We start from the raw sequence: 20718 nt of genomic DNA on the forward strand, positions 1-20718 counted from the left end.
AGAAATGAACAATTATTATCTCTACGAGCAGATAAAAGTAACCTTATGTTCGACTAAACCGAGAACCTTTCAGCCCAACAAGTTGTTAATAAATTCCATTTTGGAAAACTTATTCGTTTACTCAAATCATTAAAACATTATAAACCAATAAATTAATAGCAATCAATAGAAAACTATACATCGGTTGATAAAAACATTCATTTTAATTTTGCCAAGTTGAAAAACATTCATAGCTTTGCAAATGCATTTGTTAACGATAAGTACAACTTCTACAACTTTACTTATTTGTAACTAATCCTAAGAGATACAACATTGTGGAAAAGAAAAATTATTCTTATGACGAAGCCTACGGAGAATCTTTAAAATACTTCCAAGGCGACGAGTTGGCTGCCAGAGTTTGGGTAAACAAATATGCAGTCAAAGATTCTTTCGGAAATATTTACGAAAAGTCTCCGGAAGACATGCATTGGCGAATAGCCAATGAGGTAGCCCGCATTGAGGCCAAGTACCCCAATCCATTAAGTTCAGAGGAATTTTTCGGCTTACTCGACCACTTCAAGTACATTGTTCCGCAAGGAAGCCCGATGACCGGAATCGGAAACAACTATCAGGTAGCCTCTCTGTCCAACTGCTTTGTTATCGGTGTGGACGGCGAAGCGGATTCTTATGGTGCCATCTTCAAGATAGACGAAGAACAAGTACAGCTGATGAAACGCCGTGGCGGCGTGGGACACGACTTATCCCATATCCGTCCGAAAGGTTCACCGGTAAAGAACTCGGCACTGACCTCCACCGGCTTGGTTCCCTTCATGGAACGCTATTCAAACTCTACACGCGAAGTAGCTCAAGATGGACGCCGCGGCGCACTGATGCTCAGCGTATCCATCAAACACCCCGACTCGGAAGCCTTCATCGATGCCAAGATGACTGAGGGCAAAGTGACCGGAGCCAACGTTTCCGTAAAACTGACCGACGACTTCATGCAGGCCGCCATCGAAGGCAAACCATATACACAGCAATATCCGATTGACGCCACAGAGCCGGCATTTCAAAAAGACATTGACGCATCCGCATTATGGAAAAAGATTGTGCACAATGCATGGAAATCGGCAGAACCCGGTGTATTGTTCTGGGATACCATATTAAAGGAATCCGTGCCCGACTGCTATGCAGACCTGGGCTACCGTACCGTATCCACCAATCCATGCGGCGAAATTCCACTGTGCCCGTACGACTCCTGCCGTCTGCTCGCCATCAACCTTTACTCATACGTGGTCAATCCGTTCAAGCCGGACGCCTACTTTGACTTTGAGCTATTCAAGAAGCATGTAGCTTTGGCCCAACGCATCATGGACGATATCATCGACCTTGAACTGGAGAAGATAGAGCGCATCATGAGCAAGATAGATGCCGACCCCGAAAGTGAAGACGTGAAACATACAGAACGCGTTTTGTGGCAGAAGATTTACAAGAAAAGCGCCCAAGGCCGCCGTACCGGTGTAGGTATCACGGCAGAAGGCGACATGCTTGCCGCCCTGGGATTGCGTTATGGCACTGAAGAGGCAACCGAATTCTCGGAGCAAGTACACAAGACGGTGGCACTCAACGCCTATCGCTCCTCCATAGAAATGGCCAAAGAACGCGGCGCATTCGAGGTATACGATACAGAACGCGAAAAGAACAACCCGTTCATCAACCGCCTGCGTGAAGCTGACCCGGAAATGTACGAGGAGATGAAGAAGTACGGACGCCGCAACATTGCCTGTCTGACCATCGCCCCGACCGGCACCACCAGCCTGATGACTCAAACCACCTCCGGTATCGAGCCCGTATTCCTGCCCGTGTACAAGCGCCGCCGCAAAGTGAATCCCAACGATACGAACGTCCATGTGGACTTCATCGACGAAACCGGAGATGCCTTTGAAGAATATATCGTGTTCCACCCCAAGTTCGTGACTTGGATGGAAGCACAAGGATACAACCCCGCCAAACGCTACACGCAGGAAGAAGTGGATGCCCTGGTAGAGAAATCACCTTATTATAAAGCAACCTCCAACGACGTGGACTGGCTGATGAAAGTCAAGATGCAGGGACGTATCCAAAAATGGGTGGACCACTCTATCAGCGTAACCATCAACCTGCCGAACGACGTAGACGAAGACCTCGTGAACCGTCTGTATGTAGAAGCATGGAAATCCGGCTGCAAGGGCTGTACGGTTTACCGCGACGGTTCGCGTTCCGGCGTGCTCATCTCTACCAAGAGCGACAAGAAGTCCGAGCTTCCCCCGTGCAAACCGCCTACAGTCGTTGAAACACGTCCCAGAATATTGGATGCAGACGTTGTCCGCTTCCAGAACAACAAGGAGAAATGGGTGGCATTCGTCGGCTTGCTGGACAATCATCCCTACGAAATATTCACCGGTGTGCTGGATGATGATGAAGGCATCATCCTGCCGAAGAATGTGGTGTCGGGCCACATCATCAAGAATGTGGATGAGCACGGAAACAAGCGTTACGACTTCCAGTTCGAGAACAAGCGCGGATACAAAGTCACCATCGAGGGGCTGTCCGAGAAGTTCAACAAAGAGTATTGGAACTATGCCAAGCTGATTTCCGGTGTATTGCGCTACCGCATGCCTATCGAGCAGGTCATCAAGCTGGTAGGTTCACTGCAACTGGACAGCGAAAACATCAACACCTGGAAGAACGGTGTGGAACGCGCCCTGAAGAAATACATCCAGGACGGCACGGAAGCCAAAGGCAAGAAATGCCCCAACTGCGGTAACGAAACACTGGTTTACCAAGAAGGTTGCCTCATCTGCAAGACGTGCGGAGCTTCCCGCTGTGGATAATCCCACGGCAAGCACAAACGTTTGCATAGGAATTTAAATGACTTAGATAACGGTAGCTGCATGATTATGAGGAATAATTTCTATACTTGCATAATCATTGCAGCTATTGCTACTTCTAAATCTAATATAATATGACACTAATATTCAATATCGAGTATCGCACCAGCTGGGGTGAAGAAGTCAGAGTCCTGGGTTCCATCCCGGAACTTGGCAACAACCAGCCCGACAAAGCCACCCCCCTGCACACTGTAGACGGCATTCACTGGACCGCGGAAGTGGATATCCAGATTCCCGGTAATGGAAGCGTCGAATACAGTTACCACATCTATCGAGATGGCAGAACCATACGGACAGAGTGGAACAGCCTGCCACGCATCCTGCACGTTGCAGACAATCCGAAGAAAGTTTACCGCATAGAAGATTGTTGGAAGAATCTGCCCGAGCAGCAGTATTTTTATACATCCGCTTTCACAGAATCCCTGCTGGCGCATCGCGAACGCAGTGCCGCCCCGAAAAGCTACAAAAAGGGGTTGCTGATAAAGGCGTACGCCCCCTGCATAGACAGTGACCATTGCCTGGCACTCTGCGGAAACCAGAAGGCGCTGGGTGACTGGAACCCGGACAAAGCTGCCCTTATGAGCGACATCGACTTCCCCGAATGGCAGGTAGAAGTGGATGCCGGCAAAATCAGCTTCCCGCTAGAGTATAAATTCGTCCTTTACAACAAGAAAGAGCGCCGTGCCGTGGCCTGGGAGAACAATCCCAACCGCTATATGGCCGACCCGCAGATAGCCGCCAACGAAACGCTGGCTGTCGGCGACCGTTATGTATACTTCAATCTTCCTGCATGGAAAGGTTCCGGAGTAGCCGTACCCGTATTCTCCCTGCGCTCCGAGAAAAGCTTCGGTGTAGGCGATTTCGGCGACTTGAAGCGCATGATTGACTGGGCAGTTGCCACCAATCAGAAGGCGGTGCAGATTCTGCCCATCAACGACACTACCATGACGCATACCTGGACAGACTCCTACCCTTACAGTAGCATCTCCATCTATGCCTTCCATCCCATGTACGCCGACCTGAAGCAGTTGGGCAGCTTGAAGGACAAGAAGGTGATGGCCGAATTCAACAAACGCCAGAAGGAACTGAATGCCCTGCCCGCCGTGGACTACGAAGCTGTGAACAAGACAAAGTGGGAATACTTCCACCTCATCTTCAAGCAGGAAGGGGAAAAGGTGCTGGCATCGGATGCTTTCCGTAATTTCTACGAAGCCAACAAGGAATGGTTGCAGCCATATGCCGTCTTCAGCTACCTGCGTGATGCCTACAAGACCCCGAATTTCCGCGAGTGGCCCAAGTATGCCACCTACGATGCCAAGGAGATAGAGACATTGTGCCGGCCGGACTCTGCCGACTATCCGCATATTGCCATCTACTACTACATCCAGTTCAATCTGCACCTGCAACTGCTTGCCGCCACCGAACATGCGCGCACCAACGGCGTAGTGCTGAAAGGCGACATCCCCATCGGCATCAGCCGCAACAGTGTGGAAGCCTGGAAGGAACCCCACTACTTCAACCTGAACGGCCAAGCCGGTGCACCGCCCGACGACTTCTCCGTGAACGGACAGAACTGGGGCCTCCCCACCTACAACTGGGATGTCATGGAAAAAGACGGTTATGCCTGGTGGATGAAACGTTTCCACAAAATGGCAGAATACTTCGATGCCTACCGCATAGACCACATCCTCGGCTTCTTCCGCATTTGGGAGATACCGATGCACGCCGTACACGGGCTGTTGGGACAATTCGTCCCCGCCCTGCCCATGACGCGCGAGGAGATAGAAAGCTACGGGCTGGCATTCCGCGAAGACTTCTTCCTGAAGCCCTATATCCATGAGTACTTCCTCGGACAAATCTTCGGCCCGCATACAGACTATGTGAAACAGACCTTCATAGAGCCGACAGACACGTGGGAGGTTTACCGCATGCGTCCCGAGTTCGACACCCAGCGCAAGGTGGAAGCCTACTTTGCCGGAAAAACGGACGATGACAGCATCTGGATTCGTGACGGGCTTTACGCCCTTATCAGCGATGTGCTGTTCGTACCCGACCGCAACAATCCGCACGAATACCATCCGCGCATCGGCGTGCAGCACGACTACATCTACCGCGCACTGAACGATTGGGAAAAGGCTGCCTTCAACCGGCTGTATGACCAGTACTACTATCACCGCCACAACGACTTCTGGGGACAGCAAGCCATGAAGAAACTGCCGCAACTGACACAGTCCACGCGCATGCTGGTATGCGGTGAGGACTTAGGCATGATTCCCGATTGCGTGGCATGGGTGATGAACGACCTGCGTATCCTTTCCCTGGAGATACAACGTATGCCGAAAGACCCGAAACAAGAATTCGGCCACACAGACTGGTATCCATACCGTTCGGTCTGCACCATCTCCACGCACGACATGTCTACCCTGCGCGGCTGGTGGGAAGAAGACTTCCAACAGACGCAGCGTTACTACAACACCATGCTCGGGCACTACGGTGCCGCACCGGCAACGGCCACGCCGGAGCTCTGCGAAGAAGTGGTTCGCAATCACCTCCATAGCAACTCCATCCTCTGCATCCTCTCCCTGCAAGACTGGATGTCCATGGACGGCAAATGGCGCAACCCGAACGTGCAGGAAGAACGCATCAATATTCCTGCCAACCCGCGGCACTACTGGCGCTGGCGCATGCACCTGACACTGGAACAACTGATGAAGGCAGAAAGCCTGAACGAGAAAATAAGGAGCATGATAGAAAGCACCGGAAGATAAGAAAGGATTCTTAACAAAGGGTTATTTTAGGCACGGATTACATGGACAATCACGGATAATATTGAAAGCAACCGTGATAACCCGTATAATTCCGTGCCTAAAATAGTTCGATAAGTTTATTCCGACCCTCACATAATTGTATTCTATAAAAAACAATTTCGCGCTATTTTTATATTTTACAGAATACAATCCGCAACCTGAATCGTAATAACCGGATACTGATTTGCCCGTACCACAAAATATCAGTAAGTTTGCAGAAAACAATCTACAAGTAATGACCAGTTATATTTTCCTTGACACGCTTCGCTTCTTCGCCCATCACGGCGTGGGTGAACAAGAAACCGTGGTAGGCAATGAGTTTACCGTCAGCCTGCGCCTGCAAGTTGATATCCGGCGTGCGGCAGAAACGGACGACGTAGCCGACACCGTGAGCTATGCCGATGTACATACAGCTGTGAAGGCAGAGATGGACATTCCTTCCAAACTATTGGAACATGTATGCGGGCGAATTATAAACCGATTGTTCCACGACTTCCCACAGATAGAAGAAATAACCCTCAAGCTGGCAAAGCGCAATCCACCGATGGGCGCGGATATAGAGGCTGCAGGAGTGGAAATATGCCAACGCCGCGGAGAATGACAGATTGCCGAATCACCCCATTCACTATTGATACACAGACACTTCCCACTGCAAAGACACTGCATGCTTTTTGCAGTGGCGCTGCAAACGGTTTGCAGTAACACTGCACATATATTTGCAGTAGTACTGCAACAGCTTTGCAGTAACGCTGCAACAGATATGCAGTAGCACTGCAAAATGTATACAGAAGTTCTGCAGTGAGCATGCAGCAACTTTTCTGCCGTAGAATACAACCATTGATACCAATATTCCGTACCTTTGCCCCATCATCAACAAAAAGTCAATGAGAAACGCTATACAACGACTGGCATTACTCCCCATCGTCGCTCTCTTCCTGCTACCGGCCGCTTGCTATCAAATACAGCTCCGAGTTTCATTGGAGAAATGCCCTCTACCTGCCCACCCCTTACGACTTTACAAACCCATACAACTATGCAGACTTCAGAAGGAATGAACTATTGAAAATAAACCTCACAGAGTTCCGCTTCCCCTACCAATACCTCAACGACATAGAATGGGCAGATTCACCAACACCATTATTGTGCAACTCTATGACTTCAAACGGCAAGGGTGGGCTATCGCACCAGTGTGGGCTGTCCATGAACGAAGGGTAGCGATAGATTAAGAATGCCCAGTAGAACCGAGTTTCATCCTTATTTTTGCCGTTTCCGCTTCTTTGCCGATTCCACCGCTTCGGCCACCACCGGCTTATTTGCAAACCGCTTGGTGTAGTTGCTGTAATCGGGAACAGTGCGTTCATACGTCGGGTCGACAAACAACGGGCTGGAAATGATATGGTCTGCCGTACTGCGGTTGCAGCAGAACACGATGTTCTCCACACCGGCAAGGCGGGTCAACGCCTTCACATCCGTATCGTGCGGCTGAAGGGTCATCGGGTCGGTGAAAAAGAAAAGATAGTCAATCTCTCCGTCCACAATGCGCGAGCCCATCTGCTGGTCACCGCCCAAAGGACCGGATTTAAGGATAGTGAAATCCCACTCCACATCAGGATGTTTCTCCCGGAGGGCTTCGAGGATAAGGGTACCCGTGGTACCCGTACAATAGAATTTATGCCCCATCAGCAATTCCGAGTTCCACAGTACCCACTCGATGAGGTCTTTCTTCATGGCGTCGTGTGCCACTAATCCGATTTTTCTAACTAGTTTTTCCATAATTCAAAACCTTTAATAGATTGAACAATTATAAAAGGCAACAGTTCCTACAATTGGGAAAAGAATTTCTTTCCATGCAGATAAAACTGCGCCAATATACTGTTTTTTGTCCGTTCCGGTATTACGGCAAGCGTAGTTTTTTTCAGATTCTCTTTGCGGGACGCTGCTAATGAAGTGCGGAGGGAGTGGTAGGCACGGCGCGCACGGAATACGGCCAAAGCATTGGGTAACTGGCCTTTCAGCATGAAACTGAACGCAGCCACATAATCGAGCACCGCACGTACACGCATCACGGACGCCAAGTCCTCCTGCGGCAGATTCTTATAAAGCATGACAAGGTTATTACGAAAATTGAGGAAGGTCTTGCGCGGATTCTCCTTCTTCAAAGTGGCCCCTCCCACATGAAATACCACACTCTGCGGTATACATGCCAACTGTCTGCCACGGGCACGAAGCCGCCAACATAAATCTATCTCCTCCATGTGGGCAAAAAAACGTCCGTCCAGCCCACCCACTTCCCGGTAGTCTGCCAGACGGATGAACAGAGCCGCCCCCGTAGCCCAGAAAATGGGTATCACCGTGTCGTATTGCCCCTTGTCCTCTTCTACCACGCCCATAATACGGCCGCGGCAGAAGGGATAGCCATAGCGGTCGATGAAACCTCCCGCAGCTCCGGCATATTCAAACTGCCCCTTGTTACGCCAACTGCGTATCTTCGGCTGGCAAGCGGCCGTCTCCGGATAGGCATCCATATACTCTGCCAACGGGACAAGCCAGTGCTCGGTGACCTCTACATCGGAGTTGAGCAGCACTACATATTCTGCCTCCACCTGCTTCAATGCCAGATTGTATCCGTCGGCAAAACCGTGGTTCTCTTCCAGCAGAATCAAGTGCACAGAAGGAAACTCGCGACGGAGCATTGCCACGGAAGCATCCGTAGAGCCATTGTCCGCCACATACACCACAGCACCATCCACCTCCGAAAAACGCACAACAGAGGGAAGGAAGGAACGGAGCATATCACATCCGTTCCAATTCAATATGACAACAGCAATCTTATCCATGTTGCACAGATTCTTTTCGTTTATTTTTCCAGCGTTTATGAGACCAGAACCAATAAGCCGGTTCGCGCCGGATGGTCTGCTCCAGACGACGGGCGAAGCACTCGGTTATCTCGCCATCCGCCGTCTGCTTGGGAGTTTCGGTAACCAAATCGAAGAGCACTTTGCAATATCCCCTGGATGTCCGTTCCAATTCACAATAAAAGACGGGGAAGTCCATCAGCTTGGCAATGCGCTCGGCGCCATCCATGAACACGGTGTCCTGATTCAAGAAAGTGGTCCAATAATGGGCCTCGCTGCGGTTGGGCGACTGGTCTGTAATCAGGCCGATGGCTATCCGCCTGCCTTCACGGCGAAGCTTTATCACTTCGCGTGCCGTGGAATGTTTCGCCACATTGTATCCTCCGAACCGGGCGCGGATATGCTTAAACATCTCGTCCAGATACTTATTGCTTAGCGGTTTGTACACCTGCACCGGGATGTCGCCCGGATGCATGATGGCCCCCATGCCTATAATCCACTCAAAATTGGCATAATGGGGAATCAACAGTACAATGCCTCCATGCTTCTCTATCATGGCAAGGTATTCTTCCTTATTATCATACTTCATCCGGCGGCAGAGCTCCTCGAAAGACATGCGCAGCATCTTCACCTCTTCCAGCATATAGTCGCAGATATAATGGTAGAACTTGCGCTCTATCTCCATCAATTCGGTTTCCGACTTCTCCGGAAAGGAATTGCGAAGGTTGCGGCGAACGACTTTCTTCCGATAATGCACGACGTGGCGCATCAGGAAGTACAGCCCGTCAGACAATGCATAAAGCGCCCGGAAAGGCAGAAGTGCCACAAGCCACATGCCCGCATAAGTCAACCAATAGACAATTTTTGATTTCACTTCGTCAGTTATGAGTTATAAGTTATGAGTTATTTGTTGCAAAGGCGGCATTCCTCATTCCATTGCTCCCAAGAGTGCGGTGCCGTCGGCATTGAAATCGCCCAGGCGCACAGACACGAGCTGGTTGTCCAAGGCAGTATCATGAGGGACTTCCACACGGATATAATTGGGAGTGAAGCCGTGCATCGGCAGTCCGGGTTTGGGACGTTCCAGCAACACCGGCATCGTCTGCCCGATATGGCGCGCATAAAAAGCACGGGTCTTTTCGTCCGAAAGCTCCAGCAATTGCTGGCTCCTGCGGTGCTTTTCTTCGGGTGCCACCACGTGGTCTATCTTCAAGGCTTGCGTGCCGGGACGCTCAGAATAGCTGAAGACATGGAGCTGCGTCACGTCCAGGCTCTTGATAAACTCATAAGCCTGCCCGAAATACTCCTCCGTCTCTCCACGGGTACCCACAATCACGTCTACCCCTATAAAGGAATCGGGCATCACTTCCTTTATCTTCTTTATCTTCGAGGCAAACAAGGCGGTATCGTAACGGCGTCGCATCAGCTTCAGCACCTCGTCACTGCCCGACTGCAGCGGTATATGGAAATGAGGCATGAAACGCCGGGAACGGGACACGTATTCTATGATTTCATCTGTCAGCAGATTCGGCTCGATGGAGGATATGCGGTAACGCTCAATGCCTTCCACCTCGTCCAGCGCCTTCACCAAGTCGAAGAAAGTCTCACCGGTAGACTTGCCGAAGTCTCCGATATTGACGCCGGTCAATACAATTTCCTTTCCACCTTCGGCAGCCGCCTGGCTGGCCTGCTCCACCATAGAAGCAATGCTGCCGTTACGGCTACGTCCGCGGGCAAAGGGAATGGTGCAATAGGAACAATAATAATCGCAGCCGTCCTGCACTTTCAGGAAGAAGCGTGTCCGGTCGCCACGCGAACAAGACGGGGCAAACGAACGTATATCCTTCAAAGCGGAAGTGTAGGCCTCGCCGGTCTCGTGCTTCTGTAGATTGCCCAGGTAGTGGAGCAGGTCCTTCTTCTGCTCGGCTCCCAGCACGACGTCCACACCTTCTATCTTTGCCACCGTCTCCGGTTTCAGCTGGGCATAGCAACCGGTCACCACGACAAATGCACCCGGATGTTGCTTCACCAGTTTGTGGATGGCCTGGCGGCACTTCTTGTCTGCCACTTCCGTCACCGAGCAGGTATTCACTACACAAATATCCGCTTTCTCACCCTTGCGCGCCGTACGTACGCCCGCTTCCCGCAAAATTTTACCGATAGTAGAGGTCTCCGAGAAGTTCAGTTTGCACCCCAACGTATAGTAAACCGCCGTCTTATCTTGAAATATATTGGTATCTATCATGAGCTTATAAACACATTTATGCTGCAAATATATACATTATTAATCTATTTTTCCTACTTTTGCACACTCAACTAAAATTTGTGCAATGATACAAGAGAACTTTATCAAACTATACGAGCATAGTTTCCGCGAGAATTGGGACCTCCCCTGCTATACCAACTATGGAGAAAACGAGAGCTATACTTATGGCGAAGTGGCACAAGAAATAGCCAGACTGCATCTTATTTTCAAGTACTGCCAACTGCGCCGCGGCGACAAGATAGCCGTCATCGGCAAGAACAATGCCCGCTGGTGCATCGCCTATATGGCCACCATCACCTACGGTGGTATCGTAGTCCCCATTCTGCAAGACTTCAACCCCAATGATGTCCATCATATCGTAAACCACTCCGAATCAACGTTCCTCTTCACCAGCGATGCCATTTGGGAACATCTGGAAGAAGAACGGCTTACTGGACTTCGCGGTGTGTTCTCGCTGAGCGACTTCCGCTGTCTGTATCAGCGGGACGGCGAAACCATCCAGCGTTTCCTCAAGCATCTGGGCGATGAGATGGAAGCGACCTACCCGAACGGGTTCCGTAAGGAAGACATCGTTTACACGGACCTTTCCAACGACAAGGTCATGCTGCTGAATTATACCTCGGGCACCACCGGATTCAGTAAGGGCGTCATGCTGACGGGAAACAACCTGGCCGGCAACGTCACCTTCGGCATACGTACCGAGCTGCTGAAGAAAGGGGACAAAGTGCTCTCTTTCCTGCCTTTGGCACATGCATACGGCTGCGCATTCGATTTCCTTACCGCCACGGCCGTCGGCACACACGTCACACTGTTGGGAAAAGTGCCTTCCCCAAAGATTCTGATGAAAGCTTTCGAGGAAGTGAAACCCAACCTGATTATCACCGTCCCCCTTGTCATTGAAAAGATATACAAGAATGTCATACAGCCCATCATCAACAAAAAGACCATGAAATGGGCGCTCAGCATTCCCTTGCTCGACGGACAGATATACGGGCAAATCCGCAAGAAACTGATTGACGCACTGGGCGGACGTTTCAAGGAAGTCATCATAGGAGGCGCAGCCATGAACCCGGAAGTGGAAGAATTCTTCCACCGCATCAAGTTCCCCTTCACCATCGGCTACGGCATGACTGAATGTGCCCCTCTCATCAGCTATGCTCCCTGGAATGAATTCGTCCCGACTTCCTCCGGACGGGTACTCGACATCATGGAAGCCCGTATCTGCAAGGAAAACCCGGACGACAAACTCGGCGAAATACAAGTACGTGGCGAGAACGTGATGACGGGTTATTACAAAAACCCCGAAGCCACCAAAGAAGTCTTCACCGAAGACGGATGGCTTCGCACCGGCGACTTGGGTACACTGGACGACGACAACAACCTATACATACGCGGACGCAGCAAGACCATGATTCTCAGTTCCAGTGGACAGAATATCTTCCCCGAAGAGATAGAAGCACGGCTCAACAACATGCCTTTCGTCCTGGAAAGTCTTGTCATCGAACGGAATAAAAGACTGGTAGCGCTGGTTTATGCCGACTATGAAGCCCTGGATTCCTTGGGACTAAACCAGCCGGATAACCTTAAAACCATCATGGATGAGAATCTCAAAAATCTGAATAACAGCGTGGCAGCCTACGAAAAAGTAAGCCAAATCCAACTTTATCCGACAGAATTTGAGAAAACGCCCAAAAGAAGTATCAAGAGATACTTATACAACAGCATTGCCGAAGATTAATATGTTGTAAAACATATAGATAGGGATAAAAACAGCCGAAGCTCCAAAAAAAATATAAAAAAAGTTGGGGTTTCGAGAACAACATATTCAAAAAGTACATACCTTTGCAACGTTTTAATAAAGCAATTGATTGTATTACGTTTTAAAAGTAAAGAAAATGAAAAAATTAGTTTTGATGGCTGCAGCTATCGTAGCAGTATCTTTCGCATCTTGTGGCAACAAAGCAGCTAACGCTGAACAAGCAACTGCAGATTCTATCCGTATCGCTGACTCAATCGCAGCTGTAGAAGCAGCAGCAGCTGAAGCCGCAGCAGCAGCCGCAGCAGCTGACACTGTAGCAGTAGATAGCGCAGCTGTTGTAGCTGAATAATTTCAGTACAACACTCGAGAGAATTGAAAGTCTGACGTGCATACAAGCACACCAGACTTTTTTTATGTCTTATCCTCTCCTTCTGTTCCCTTCCAATTGTTAAGTCTTGGTCTTATTTCACAAAAAAGGGTATTATATGGCAGATAAATGATAAAGTATAGTGCATATACCAAATAAAAGCCGTTACTTTGCATCAACAAAACAATAAGAGGTTTATTACGATCTACGTTTCACTATGTTTCTCCTCGATTAGCCACATTGAGAATTTTCATTTCTGACTACAACTTCCTAAGACTCCTTTATTGAATTATTAATTTTTTATTTTTGTATTTTATGAATATGTACATTGGAAACCTTAGCTACAACGTTAGGGAATCAGATTTGAGACAAGTAATGGAAGAGTATGGAACAGTAGAATCAGTAAAACTGATTATGGACCGTAATACAAACAGATCAAAAGGTTTTGCCTTCGTAGAGATGCCCGAAGCTGCTGAAGCCCAACAAGCAATCAACAAACTGAATGGAGCAGAATATGTAGGCCGCCAAATGGTAGTGAAAGAAGCATTGCCAAGAAACTAAAAGAATTATTGGCTGACAATAAGGCAAAGAGCATACCCCTGAGTGGATATGCTCTTTTTTTTGCATTAGTAACCTCGTAAAGAGACACAAGAGTATTCTTGCCAAACCTCTATACCACGCGCGTAAACCTCTACTTCAGATTCGTAAACCTCTATAACCGCAGCTTTACGTATCCCTCAATAAGCTCACACACATACGCTCCGAACATAGAAAAGCCCGGTCCTTTATCAGAACCGGGCTTCCTTATCATTATGAAGTCTTTTCTTATGCTTCTTCAGCAACTACTTCGAAAGGAATTTCTACAGAAACTTCCTTGTGCAGCTTAACGATAGCCTTGTAGTTACCAACTTCTTTCACTGCGTCCTTAACAACGATAATCTTACGATCGATGTTGTGACCCAATTTAGCCAACTCTTCAGCAATCTGGATGTTACCAACAGAACCGAAGATAGTACCAGTAGAGCTAACCTTAGTAGCAATCTTCAATGATACGCCTTCCAGCTTAGCAGCCAGTTCTTCAGCATCCTTTTTGATTTTCTCCAGCTTGTGAGCACGTTGTTTCAGCTCTTCAGCCAACATTTTCTTTGCAGCCGGTGAAGCGATGACAGCTTTACCAGTCGGGATGAGGTAGTTACGACCGTAACCAGACTTTACTGTTACGATGTCGTTCTTATAACCCAAGTTTACAATGTCTTCTTTCAATATAATTTCCATACTTTCCTCCTCCTATTATTTCATCATGTCAGTTACATAGGGCAGCAACGCCAAGTGACGTGCTCTCTTCACAGCTTGAGCTACACGACGTTGGAACTTCAAAGAAGTACCGGTAATACGACGCGGAAGGATTTTACCTTGCTCATTCAAGAATTTCTTCAAGAATTCGGGATCTTTGTAGTCGATGTACTTAATACCGCTCTTTTTGAAACGGCAGTATTTTTTCTTCTTAACGTCTACTGAGGGCGGAGTTAAATATCTGATTTCTGATTGAACTTGTTGTGCCATGATTAATCCTCCTTTTTAGTTGATTTAACACTTCTTCTCTTCGCAGCATATTCAGCAGCGTACTTGTCTTGCTTGAAAGTCAAGAAACGGATAACGCGCTCGTCACGACGGAAGTTTATTTCCAGTTTCTCAATGACAGTAGGTTCTGCATTGAACTCAATCAGCTGATAGAAACCGGTTGACTTCTTCTGGATAGGATATGCCAGCTTCTTCAGTCCCCAGTTTTCTTCATTTACAATCTCAGCACCTTCAGCAGTAAGGATGCCTTTGAATTTTTCTACCGCTTCCTTCATCTGAACATCAGACAAAACGGGAGTCAAAATGAAAACGGTTTCGTATTGATTCATACTCGTTTAATTAAATAAATAAATTATTCGTTTTAAAAATGCGGTGCAAAGGTAGACATTTTATTTTGAACTACAAACATTTAATGTTTTTTTGTGTAGGGATATAGGAATTGTCTTCGGCTTGCACTATCTTTGCAAAGTTGTTTAAACAATAATTTCATGATAGAGCAATTCAACTTTGATATCCGCCTTATCTTTGCCATACTGAACGGTAAAGTGTCGGCTGCCATTAACCGAAAGCTGTCCCGCAACTTCCGCCAGAACGGTTTGGAGATTACTCCGGAACAGTGGACCGTCCTCATCTTCTTATGGGAAAAGGACGGGGTGACGCAACAAGAGTTGTGTAATGCAACTTTCAAAGACAAGCCCAGCATGACGCGCTTGATAGACAATATGGAGCGTCAGCATCTCGTCGTGCGCATATCGGACAAGAAAGACCGCCGAACCAATCTGATACATCTGACCAAGGACGGCAAGGAGCTGGAAGAACGCGCGCGCGTCATTGCCAACCAGACCCTCAAAGAAGCCTTGAAAGTCATCACCATCGAAGAGCTCAGTGTGAGCCAGGAGGTGCTGAGGAAGATTTTCTTCAATACGAAGGACTAAGATATAGGGATTAGGGGTTAAGGATTAGAGATTAAGGGAGGAGAAAACAAGGGGATGAAGCGTCATTTTTCATTCCTCATCTTCCATTCTTTATTAAAATATGGATTTTTTGCAAAAATAATTTCGCTTGTTAAAGAATTATGCTTTTCTTTGTGACAAGAATACGAAAGAATATAATAATCTAATTAAAATACACACACATGAAAGGCTTATTAAAAAATCTGGGATTGATATTAGTCGTAATAGGAGCTGTAATCCTGGTTGCATGTTCTTTTACCGGCAATGTTAACAACAATGCCATCTTGGGCAGTTCTGCCGTTTTGGTTGTAGTGGGATTGATTTCCTACATTGTCATCAACAAGAGAATTGTCGACTAATATCAAAAGAAAAGAAATAAAGAAGGCGGTTAGCATATACATGCAAACCGCCTTTTTTATTTTCTCTCCCCCAGAGGAGCCGAGTCTCATCAAGACTCAGCTTCCGGAGTAATCAGTTTATATCCTTTTCCGTGAATGTTGATGATTTCAATCGAATCATCTTCTTTCAGGTGCTTACGCAGCTTTGTGATATATACATCCATACTACGTGCATTGAAATAGTTGTCATCAATCCAAATAGTCTTCAACGCAAAGTCACGCTGCAGAATTTCGTTGGCATGTGCACAAAGCAAGCCCAGCAGTTCGGATTCTTTGGTGGTCAGTTTAGTCTGCTTCTCGGCAGTCGCCAGAATCTGTTTCTGCGTGTCGAATGTAAACTTACCAATCTTATAGATGTTGCTCTCCTTGTTCTTCTTTCCGCGAACACGTCTCAGGATAGCTTCAATTCTGAAAGTCAGCTCTTCCATACTGAAGGGCTTGGTGATGTAGTCATCGGCACCAATCTTGAAACCTTCCAGAATATCTTCCTTCAATGTTTTTGCCGTCAAGAAGATAATAGGTATTTCGGCATTGGCCGCACGCACTTCTTGTGCCAGTGTGAATCCGTCTTTCTTCGGCATCATCACATCAAACACACACAAGTCATATTTATTCTTCAGGAAAGCCTTGTATCCTGCTTCTCCATCGGGATATAACTCGGCAGCGTAACCTTTTGCCTGTAAATATTCTCTTAAAAGCATGCCAAGATTTTCATCATCTTCGCACAATAAAATACGCAGTTTCTCGTCCATATCAATCAATTTTTTAATAAAGGTAATGCAATAATAAATTTAGTTCCTACGTTCAGTTCACTTTCTGCCCGGATAGTTCCCTTATGATCCATGATAATCTTCTTCACATAAGCCAGTCCCAAGCCGAAGCCTTTCACATCGTGCAGATTACCTGTATGCACGCGATAGAACTTCTCGAATATCTTTTTCAAATTCTCCTTCTTGATGCCGATGCCGTTATCTTGGATGGAAATCATCAGTTTGCCAGGCTCATTCCAAGTCTTCACCGTCAGTTGCAGATCCGCATCCGGACGTTTATACTTCACTGCATTATCCATGAGATTGAAAATCACATTGGTGATATGCATCTCATCGGCAAAAATGGCAGAGTTGGTAGCTTTAAGCTCCGATTCAATCTTTCCATTATAACGCTCCACTTTCAGTGTAAACGTGTTGATAACACCCGCTATCAGCTCGTTGGCATCCAGTTCCTTATTCTTCAAAGTAGCCTTCTGACGGTCAAACATCGACATCTGAAGCACTTTTTCTACCTGGAACCTCAAGCGCTTCGTTTCATCGTTGATGACACCCGATATATGCTGGAACATAGTCGGAGACTTGCCCACAGCCGGGTCTTTCAACATCTGTGCCGCCAGAGAAATCGTCGATATCGGCGTCTTGAACTCGTGCGTCATATTGTTGATGAAATCATTCTTCATCTCCGTCAGCTTCTTCTGGCGGAATACGATGTAAATCGTAAAGATGAACGTCACCAGCAGTACAAAAGTAAATATCATCGACGGTATCATAAACCTGACCGAATCGAAGATATAATCCTTCTTTCCCGGAAAATGTATCTTGACGATACTCATACGGGCTGGTGGGTCATTCAAAAACAATGGCTGCGAATAAGAGCTTTCACTCCCTGCATCGCTATAATCCGCACAACGGTATACCTCCCGACCTTCCCGGTCTATCACCTTGAAGTGATAATCCATATCACCGAGACCATTCTCTATCAGACCTGCTTTTAGATACTGGTCCAGACTTTTGAGATTAACACGCTCCTCAATCGGCTTGTCGCTGGCATTGTATACCATCTGCAACACCACCTCGTCTACCAATGCACGCTGGTAAAGATAGCGGTTTTTAAGCATCTCTATCTGCGAGCGTGAAGTCTGAGGAATGGTTTTTGCTCCATGTTTGCGTGAAATCATTGCTCTTGGCAATTCAGAAGGCTCGTTACTGAAAGTTTTCAATTCCACCGAAGAACGGACACTGCCATCCGGAGCTGTCATCACAAACCGCTGGGTACGCATCACTCCGCTACTGCTCTGCGATTGTTCCCACGCCTTCTTTTCTGCCTCGGAGATATCCTCATTCAGCCAACGCACAACCTCTGCGGACTCTGCCTCTTTCGAAGCAGCCATCAACGCACGCTTCACCGATTCATCAAATTGTCCGTTACGCATCTTCACCATTTCCTCAATATAGCTTATCTGCAGATACAGCAAACTAAGGAAGGAAAGCCCCATAACAACACCTAATATCCATATAGTTGACTTTTTCATAGTCACAAAATTAACACTCCCTAATTAACACTCCTAACCAATTAACCTGATTTAACCGGACGTTCTCGTAAATTAACCGAAGACCATTTTTTAGGTTGTATTATGAGCATTATAACAAAAACACAAGCCTTTGGTTTGCAAATTTAATAAAAAATTAATCATTCAATTCACAATTCTGCATGTTCTTAATCTACGTTAATGAAAAAAGCCGTTATTACTTGCCATGAAGTAACAACGGCTTTAACAATTGTTATATTAGCAACCGGTAGTTACAACAGCCAAACTACCAACCCCTGAAAATCATTCTTCAGCTTGCTTTGCCTCAAATTCCTTAATCAGTTTATCCTGCACATCACTCGGAACGAGTTCATAGCTGGCAAACTTCATGATGAACGAAGCACGTCCACCGGTCAGTGAGCTAAGTGCCGTAGAGTAGGATGACATTTCCTTCAAAGGCACCTTAGCACTCAGTTTTTCGTAACCGGCCTCGCTGCTCATACCCATAATCATGGCACGGCGTCCCTGCAAGTCCCCCATCACATCACCCATCTTGTCCGACGGAACAAATACTTCCACGTCATAAATGGGTTCTAGAATCTTCGGACCTGCATTCTTGAACGCTTCGCTGAACGCATTCCGTCCCGCCAGCATAAAGGAGATTTCATTGGAGTCAACCGGATGCATTTTTCCGTCATATACGATGACACGTACATCGCGAGCATACGAACCAGTCAACGGTCCCTGCTCCATACGTGACATGATACCCTTCAAGATGGCCGGCATGAAACGTGCATCAATGGAACCACCCACAATACTATTGACGAATACCAGCTTGCCACCCCATTCCAATGGAACTTCTTCGGTACCCTTGACGTTCATCTTGAACTCCTGACCATTGAATTTATAGGTTTCGGGCAACGGCATGCCTTCGTAGTAAGGCTCAACAATCAGATGAACTTCACCGAACTGGCCTGCACCACCCGACTGCTTCTTATGGCGATAATCCGCACGGGCAGCTTTGGTAATCGTTTCGCGATACGGTATTCTCGGTTCTTCAAACTTGATTTGCAGTTTTTCATTGTTTTCCAGACGCCACTTCAAGGTACGCAAATGGAATTCACCTTGTCCGTGTACAATAGTCTGACGCAATTCTTTAGACTGGTCTATCACCCACGTCGGGTCTTCCTCTCGCATACGGTTCAAAGCAACCATCATCTTTTCTGTATCCGACTCGTTCAACGGCTTGATAGCACGTGAGTATTTGGAGTTCGGATATTTAATGAAGTTGAAACGGTTTTCAGAGCCCTTACCGTTCAATGTATTGCCGGTATGTACATCCTTCAGTTTCACTGTACAGCCGATGTCACCGGCTACCATTTCCTCTACCTTGATACGGTTGGCACCGGCACAAGCATAAATCTGCGCGATGCGTTCCTTGGAACCGCGGTCTGCATTGGTAAAATCATCACCTTCGTGCACTTTACCACTCATAACCTTGAAGTATTGAACATCACCGATATGCGGCTCAACGGCAGTCTTGAAGAAATACAAGGAAGTCGGTCCGTTAGAATCCGGCTTCACCACCTCACCGCGTGTATTGTGCACCGGTGGCATTTCGTCCACAAACGGCACCACATTACCCAGGAACTCCATCAGACGGCGTACACCCATATCCTTGCCGGCACAGACGCAGAATACCGGGAACATACCTCGTGAAGCCAGTCCCTTGCGGATACCTTCGCGCATTTCGTCTTCTGTCAAAGAGTCCTGCTCAAAGAATTTTTCCATCAGGCCTTCGTCATGTTCGGCTGCAGCTTCTACCAAAGCCTTGTGCAGTTCTGTAGCCTTTTCCATTTCTTCGGCCGGAATTTCTTCAATAATGGGAGCGCCACCTTCGGGTCCCCACGAATATTTTTTCATCAAAAGTACATCGATCAACGAATTGAAGTTCGGTCCGGTAGCCAGCGGATATTGCACGGGCACCACCTTCGGACCGTATATGGTTTGCAACTGCTCAAGCACCATATCATAATCGCACTTTTCATTATCGAGCTGGTTTACCAGGAAAATAACCGGTTTGCCCAGTTTCTCGGTGTAGCGGAAATGGTTCTGCGTACCTACCTCGGGACCGTATTGCCCGTTCAGCAGCAGAATGGCAGTATCTGTAACGTTGAGCGCCGTCATGGCAGCCCCTACAAAGTCATCACTACCCGGGCAGTCAATGATATTCAGTTTCTTGCCGTTCCACTCCACATGGAAAACGGTGGAAAACACAGAATAGCCGTATTCCTGCTCCACCGGGAAGTAATCGCTGACTGTATTCTTGGCAGTAATCCTGCCGCGACGTTTTATAATACCACTCTCAAAGAGCAGCGCTTCCGTGAGAGTGGTTTTACCCGAGCCGTCATTGCCAAGGAGGGCAATGTTCTTAATTTCATTCGTCTGATATACTTTCATGATATATTAAGATTTTAAGTGAATAACCTGACATACGATGATGCCGTTAACTTTTTGTGAGGCG

General features: G+C 47.5%; 18 protein-coding genes. 8 read left to right on the forward strand and 10 right to left on the reverse strand.

Annotated elements, in window-relative coordinates:
* Positions 1-314: 314 nt before the first annotated feature.
* From ACESTD_RS07760 to folB, 3 genes are all read left to right on the forward strand, one after another.
* Entirely contained in the window at positions 315-2852 is a 2538-nt protein-coding gene (locus ACESTD_RS07760; RefSeq protein WP_373158742.1) for an adenosylcobalamin-dependent ribonucleoside-diphosphate reductase, read from the forward strand.
* A 131-nt stretch (positions 2853-2983) separates the two neighbouring features.
* A complete protein-coding gene (locus tag ACESTD_RS07765) occupies positions 2984-5677 on the forward strand; it encodes a 4-alpha-glucanotransferase (RefSeq protein ID WP_195288868.1) in 2694 nt (897 codons plus the stop codon).
* Positions 5678-5951: 274 nt separating this feature from the next.
* Positions 5952-6317 carry a dihydroneopterin aldolase gene (gene folB, locus ACESTD_RS07770; RefSeq protein ID WP_005830212.1) on the forward strand — a complete coding sequence of 122 codons (366 nt, stop codon included), beginning with the start codon at positions 5952-5954 and terminating at the stop codon, positions 6315-6317.
* Between the two features lie 653 nt (positions 6318-6970).
* Here folB and ACESTD_RS07775 read toward each other — a convergent pair.
* Genes ACESTD_RS07775 through mtaB form a run of 4 tightly spaced genes read right to left on the reverse strand, consistent with a single transcriptional unit; the run spans position 6971 to position 10816 of the window.
* Positions 6971-7489 carry a methylglyoxal synthase gene (locus ACESTD_RS07775; RefSeq protein WP_005830204.1) on the reverse strand — a complete coding sequence of 173 codons (519 nt, stop codon included), beginning with the start codon at positions 7487-7489 and terminating at the stop codon, positions 6971-6973.
* 47 nt (positions 7490-7536) lie between these two features.
* Positions 7537-8553 carry a glycosyltransferase family 2 protein gene (locus ACESTD_RS07780; RefSeq protein WP_117958850.1) on the reverse strand — a complete coding sequence of 339 codons (1017 nt, stop codon included), beginning with the start codon at positions 8551-8553 and terminating at the stop codon, positions 7537-7539.
* Positions 8546-9445 (reverse strand): lysophospholipid acyltransferase family protein, encoded by a 900-nt coding sequence (locus ACESTD_RS07785; RefSeq protein ID WP_005833230.1) that lies wholly within the window; start codon positions 9443-9445, stop codon positions 8546-8548. Before ACESTD_RS07785 ends, ACESTD_RS07780 begins: the two co-directional genes overlap by 8 nt.
* A gap of 54 nt (positions 9446-9499) precedes the next feature.
* Entirely contained in the window at positions 9500-10816 is a 1317-nt protein-coding gene (mtaB, locus tag ACESTD_RS07790; protein WP_373158741.1) for a tRNA (N(6)-L-threonylcarbamoyladenosine(37)-C(2))-methylthiotransferase MtaB, read from the reverse strand.
* 85 nt (positions 10817-10901) lie between these two features.
* On the opposite strand from mtaB, the gene ACESTD_RS07795 reads away from it, so the two are divergent.
* The 3 genes from ACESTD_RS07795 to ACESTD_RS07805 all read left to right on the forward strand — a co-directional run bounded on the left by ACESTD_RS07795 (position 10902) and on the right by ACESTD_RS07805 (position 13524).
* Positions 10902-12575 (forward strand): long-chain fatty acid--CoA ligase, encoded by a 1674-nt coding sequence (locus ACESTD_RS07795; protein WP_008664099.1) that lies wholly within the window; start codon positions 10902-10904, stop codon positions 12573-12575.
* Positions 12576-12732: 157 nt separating this feature from the next.
* Positions 12733-12945 carry a hypothetical protein gene (locus ACESTD_RS07800; protein WP_005833237.1) on the forward strand — a complete coding sequence of 71 codons (213 nt, stop codon included), beginning with the start codon at positions 12733-12735 and terminating at the stop codon, positions 12943-12945.
* Between the two features lie 333 nt (positions 12946-13278).
* A complete protein-coding gene (locus ACESTD_RS07805) occupies positions 13279-13524 on the forward strand; it encodes an RNA-binding protein (protein WP_005830186.1) in 246 nt (81 codons plus the stop codon).
* A gap of 264 nt (positions 13525-13788) precedes the next feature.
* Here the strand turns inward: ACESTD_RS07805 and rplI are convergent, their stop codons facing one another.
* From rplI to rpsF, 3 genes are read right to left on the reverse strand one after another with little or no spacing between them, the layout of a single operon-like run.
* Positions 13789-14238, reverse strand: a complete 450-nt coding sequence (rplI, locus tag ACESTD_RS07810; RefSeq protein ID WP_005830185.1) for a 50S ribosomal protein L9 — start codon at positions 14236-14238, stop codon at positions 13789-13791.
* A 15-nt stretch (positions 14239-14253) separates the two neighbouring features.
* On the reverse strand, positions 14254-14526 hold the full coding sequence (gene rpsR / locus ACESTD_RS07815) for a 30S ribosomal protein S18 (RefSeq protein ID WP_004288442.1): 273 nt from the start codon (positions 14524-14526) through the stop codon (positions 14254-14256).
* 2 nt (positions 14527-14528) lie between these two features.
* Positions 14529-14873: a 30S ribosomal protein S6 gene (gene rpsF / locus ACESTD_RS07820; RefSeq protein ID WP_005657357.1), complete on the reverse strand. Its 345-nt coding sequence runs from the start codon at positions 14871-14873 to the stop codon at positions 14529-14531.
* Positions 14874-15032: 159 nt separating this feature from the next.
* On the opposite strand from rpsF, the gene ACESTD_RS07825 reads away from it, so the two are divergent.
* Both ACESTD_RS07825 and ACESTD_RS07830 read left to right on the forward strand, forming a co-directional pair.
* Positions 15033-15479, forward strand: a complete 447-nt coding sequence (locus tag ACESTD_RS07825; protein ID WP_373158740.1) for a MarR family winged helix-turn-helix transcriptional regulator — start codon at positions 15033-15035, stop codon at positions 15477-15479.
* Positions 15480-15679: 200 nt separating this feature from the next.
* Positions 15680-15856: a hypothetical protein gene (locus ACESTD_RS07830; protein ID WP_005830181.1), complete on the forward strand. Its 177-nt coding sequence runs from the start codon at positions 15680-15682 to the stop codon at positions 15854-15856.
* Positions 15857-15945: 89 nt separating this feature from the next.
* Here ACESTD_RS07830 and ACESTD_RS07835 read toward each other — a convergent pair whose 3' ends face one another.
* From ACESTD_RS07835 to ACESTD_RS07845, 3 genes are all read right to left on the reverse strand, one after another.
* Positions 15946-16647 (reverse strand): response regulator transcription factor, encoded by a 702-nt coding sequence (locus ACESTD_RS07835; protein WP_005830176.1) that lies wholly within the window; start codon positions 16645-16647, stop codon positions 15946-15948.
* Positions 16648-16652: 5 nt separating this feature from the next.
* A complete protein-coding gene (locus ACESTD_RS07840; protein WP_195288870.1) occupies positions 16653-18197 on the reverse strand; it encodes a sensor histidine kinase KdpD in 1545 nt (514 codons plus the stop codon).
* Between the two features lie 300 nt (positions 18198-18497).
* Positions 18498-20654 carry a translation factor GTPase family protein gene (locus tag ACESTD_RS07845; protein WP_005830172.1) on the reverse strand — a complete coding sequence of 719 codons (2157 nt, stop codon included), beginning with the start codon at positions 20652-20654 and terminating at the stop codon, positions 18498-18500.
* Between the last annotated feature and the right edge of the window lie 64 nt (positions 20655-20718).

Origin of the sequence: Bacteroides sp. AR20 (genome assembly GCF_964250605.1) — a bacterium.
Classification (GTDB): Bacteria; Bacteroidota; Bacteroidia; order Bacteroidales; family Bacteroidaceae; genus Bacteroides; species Bacteroides uniformis.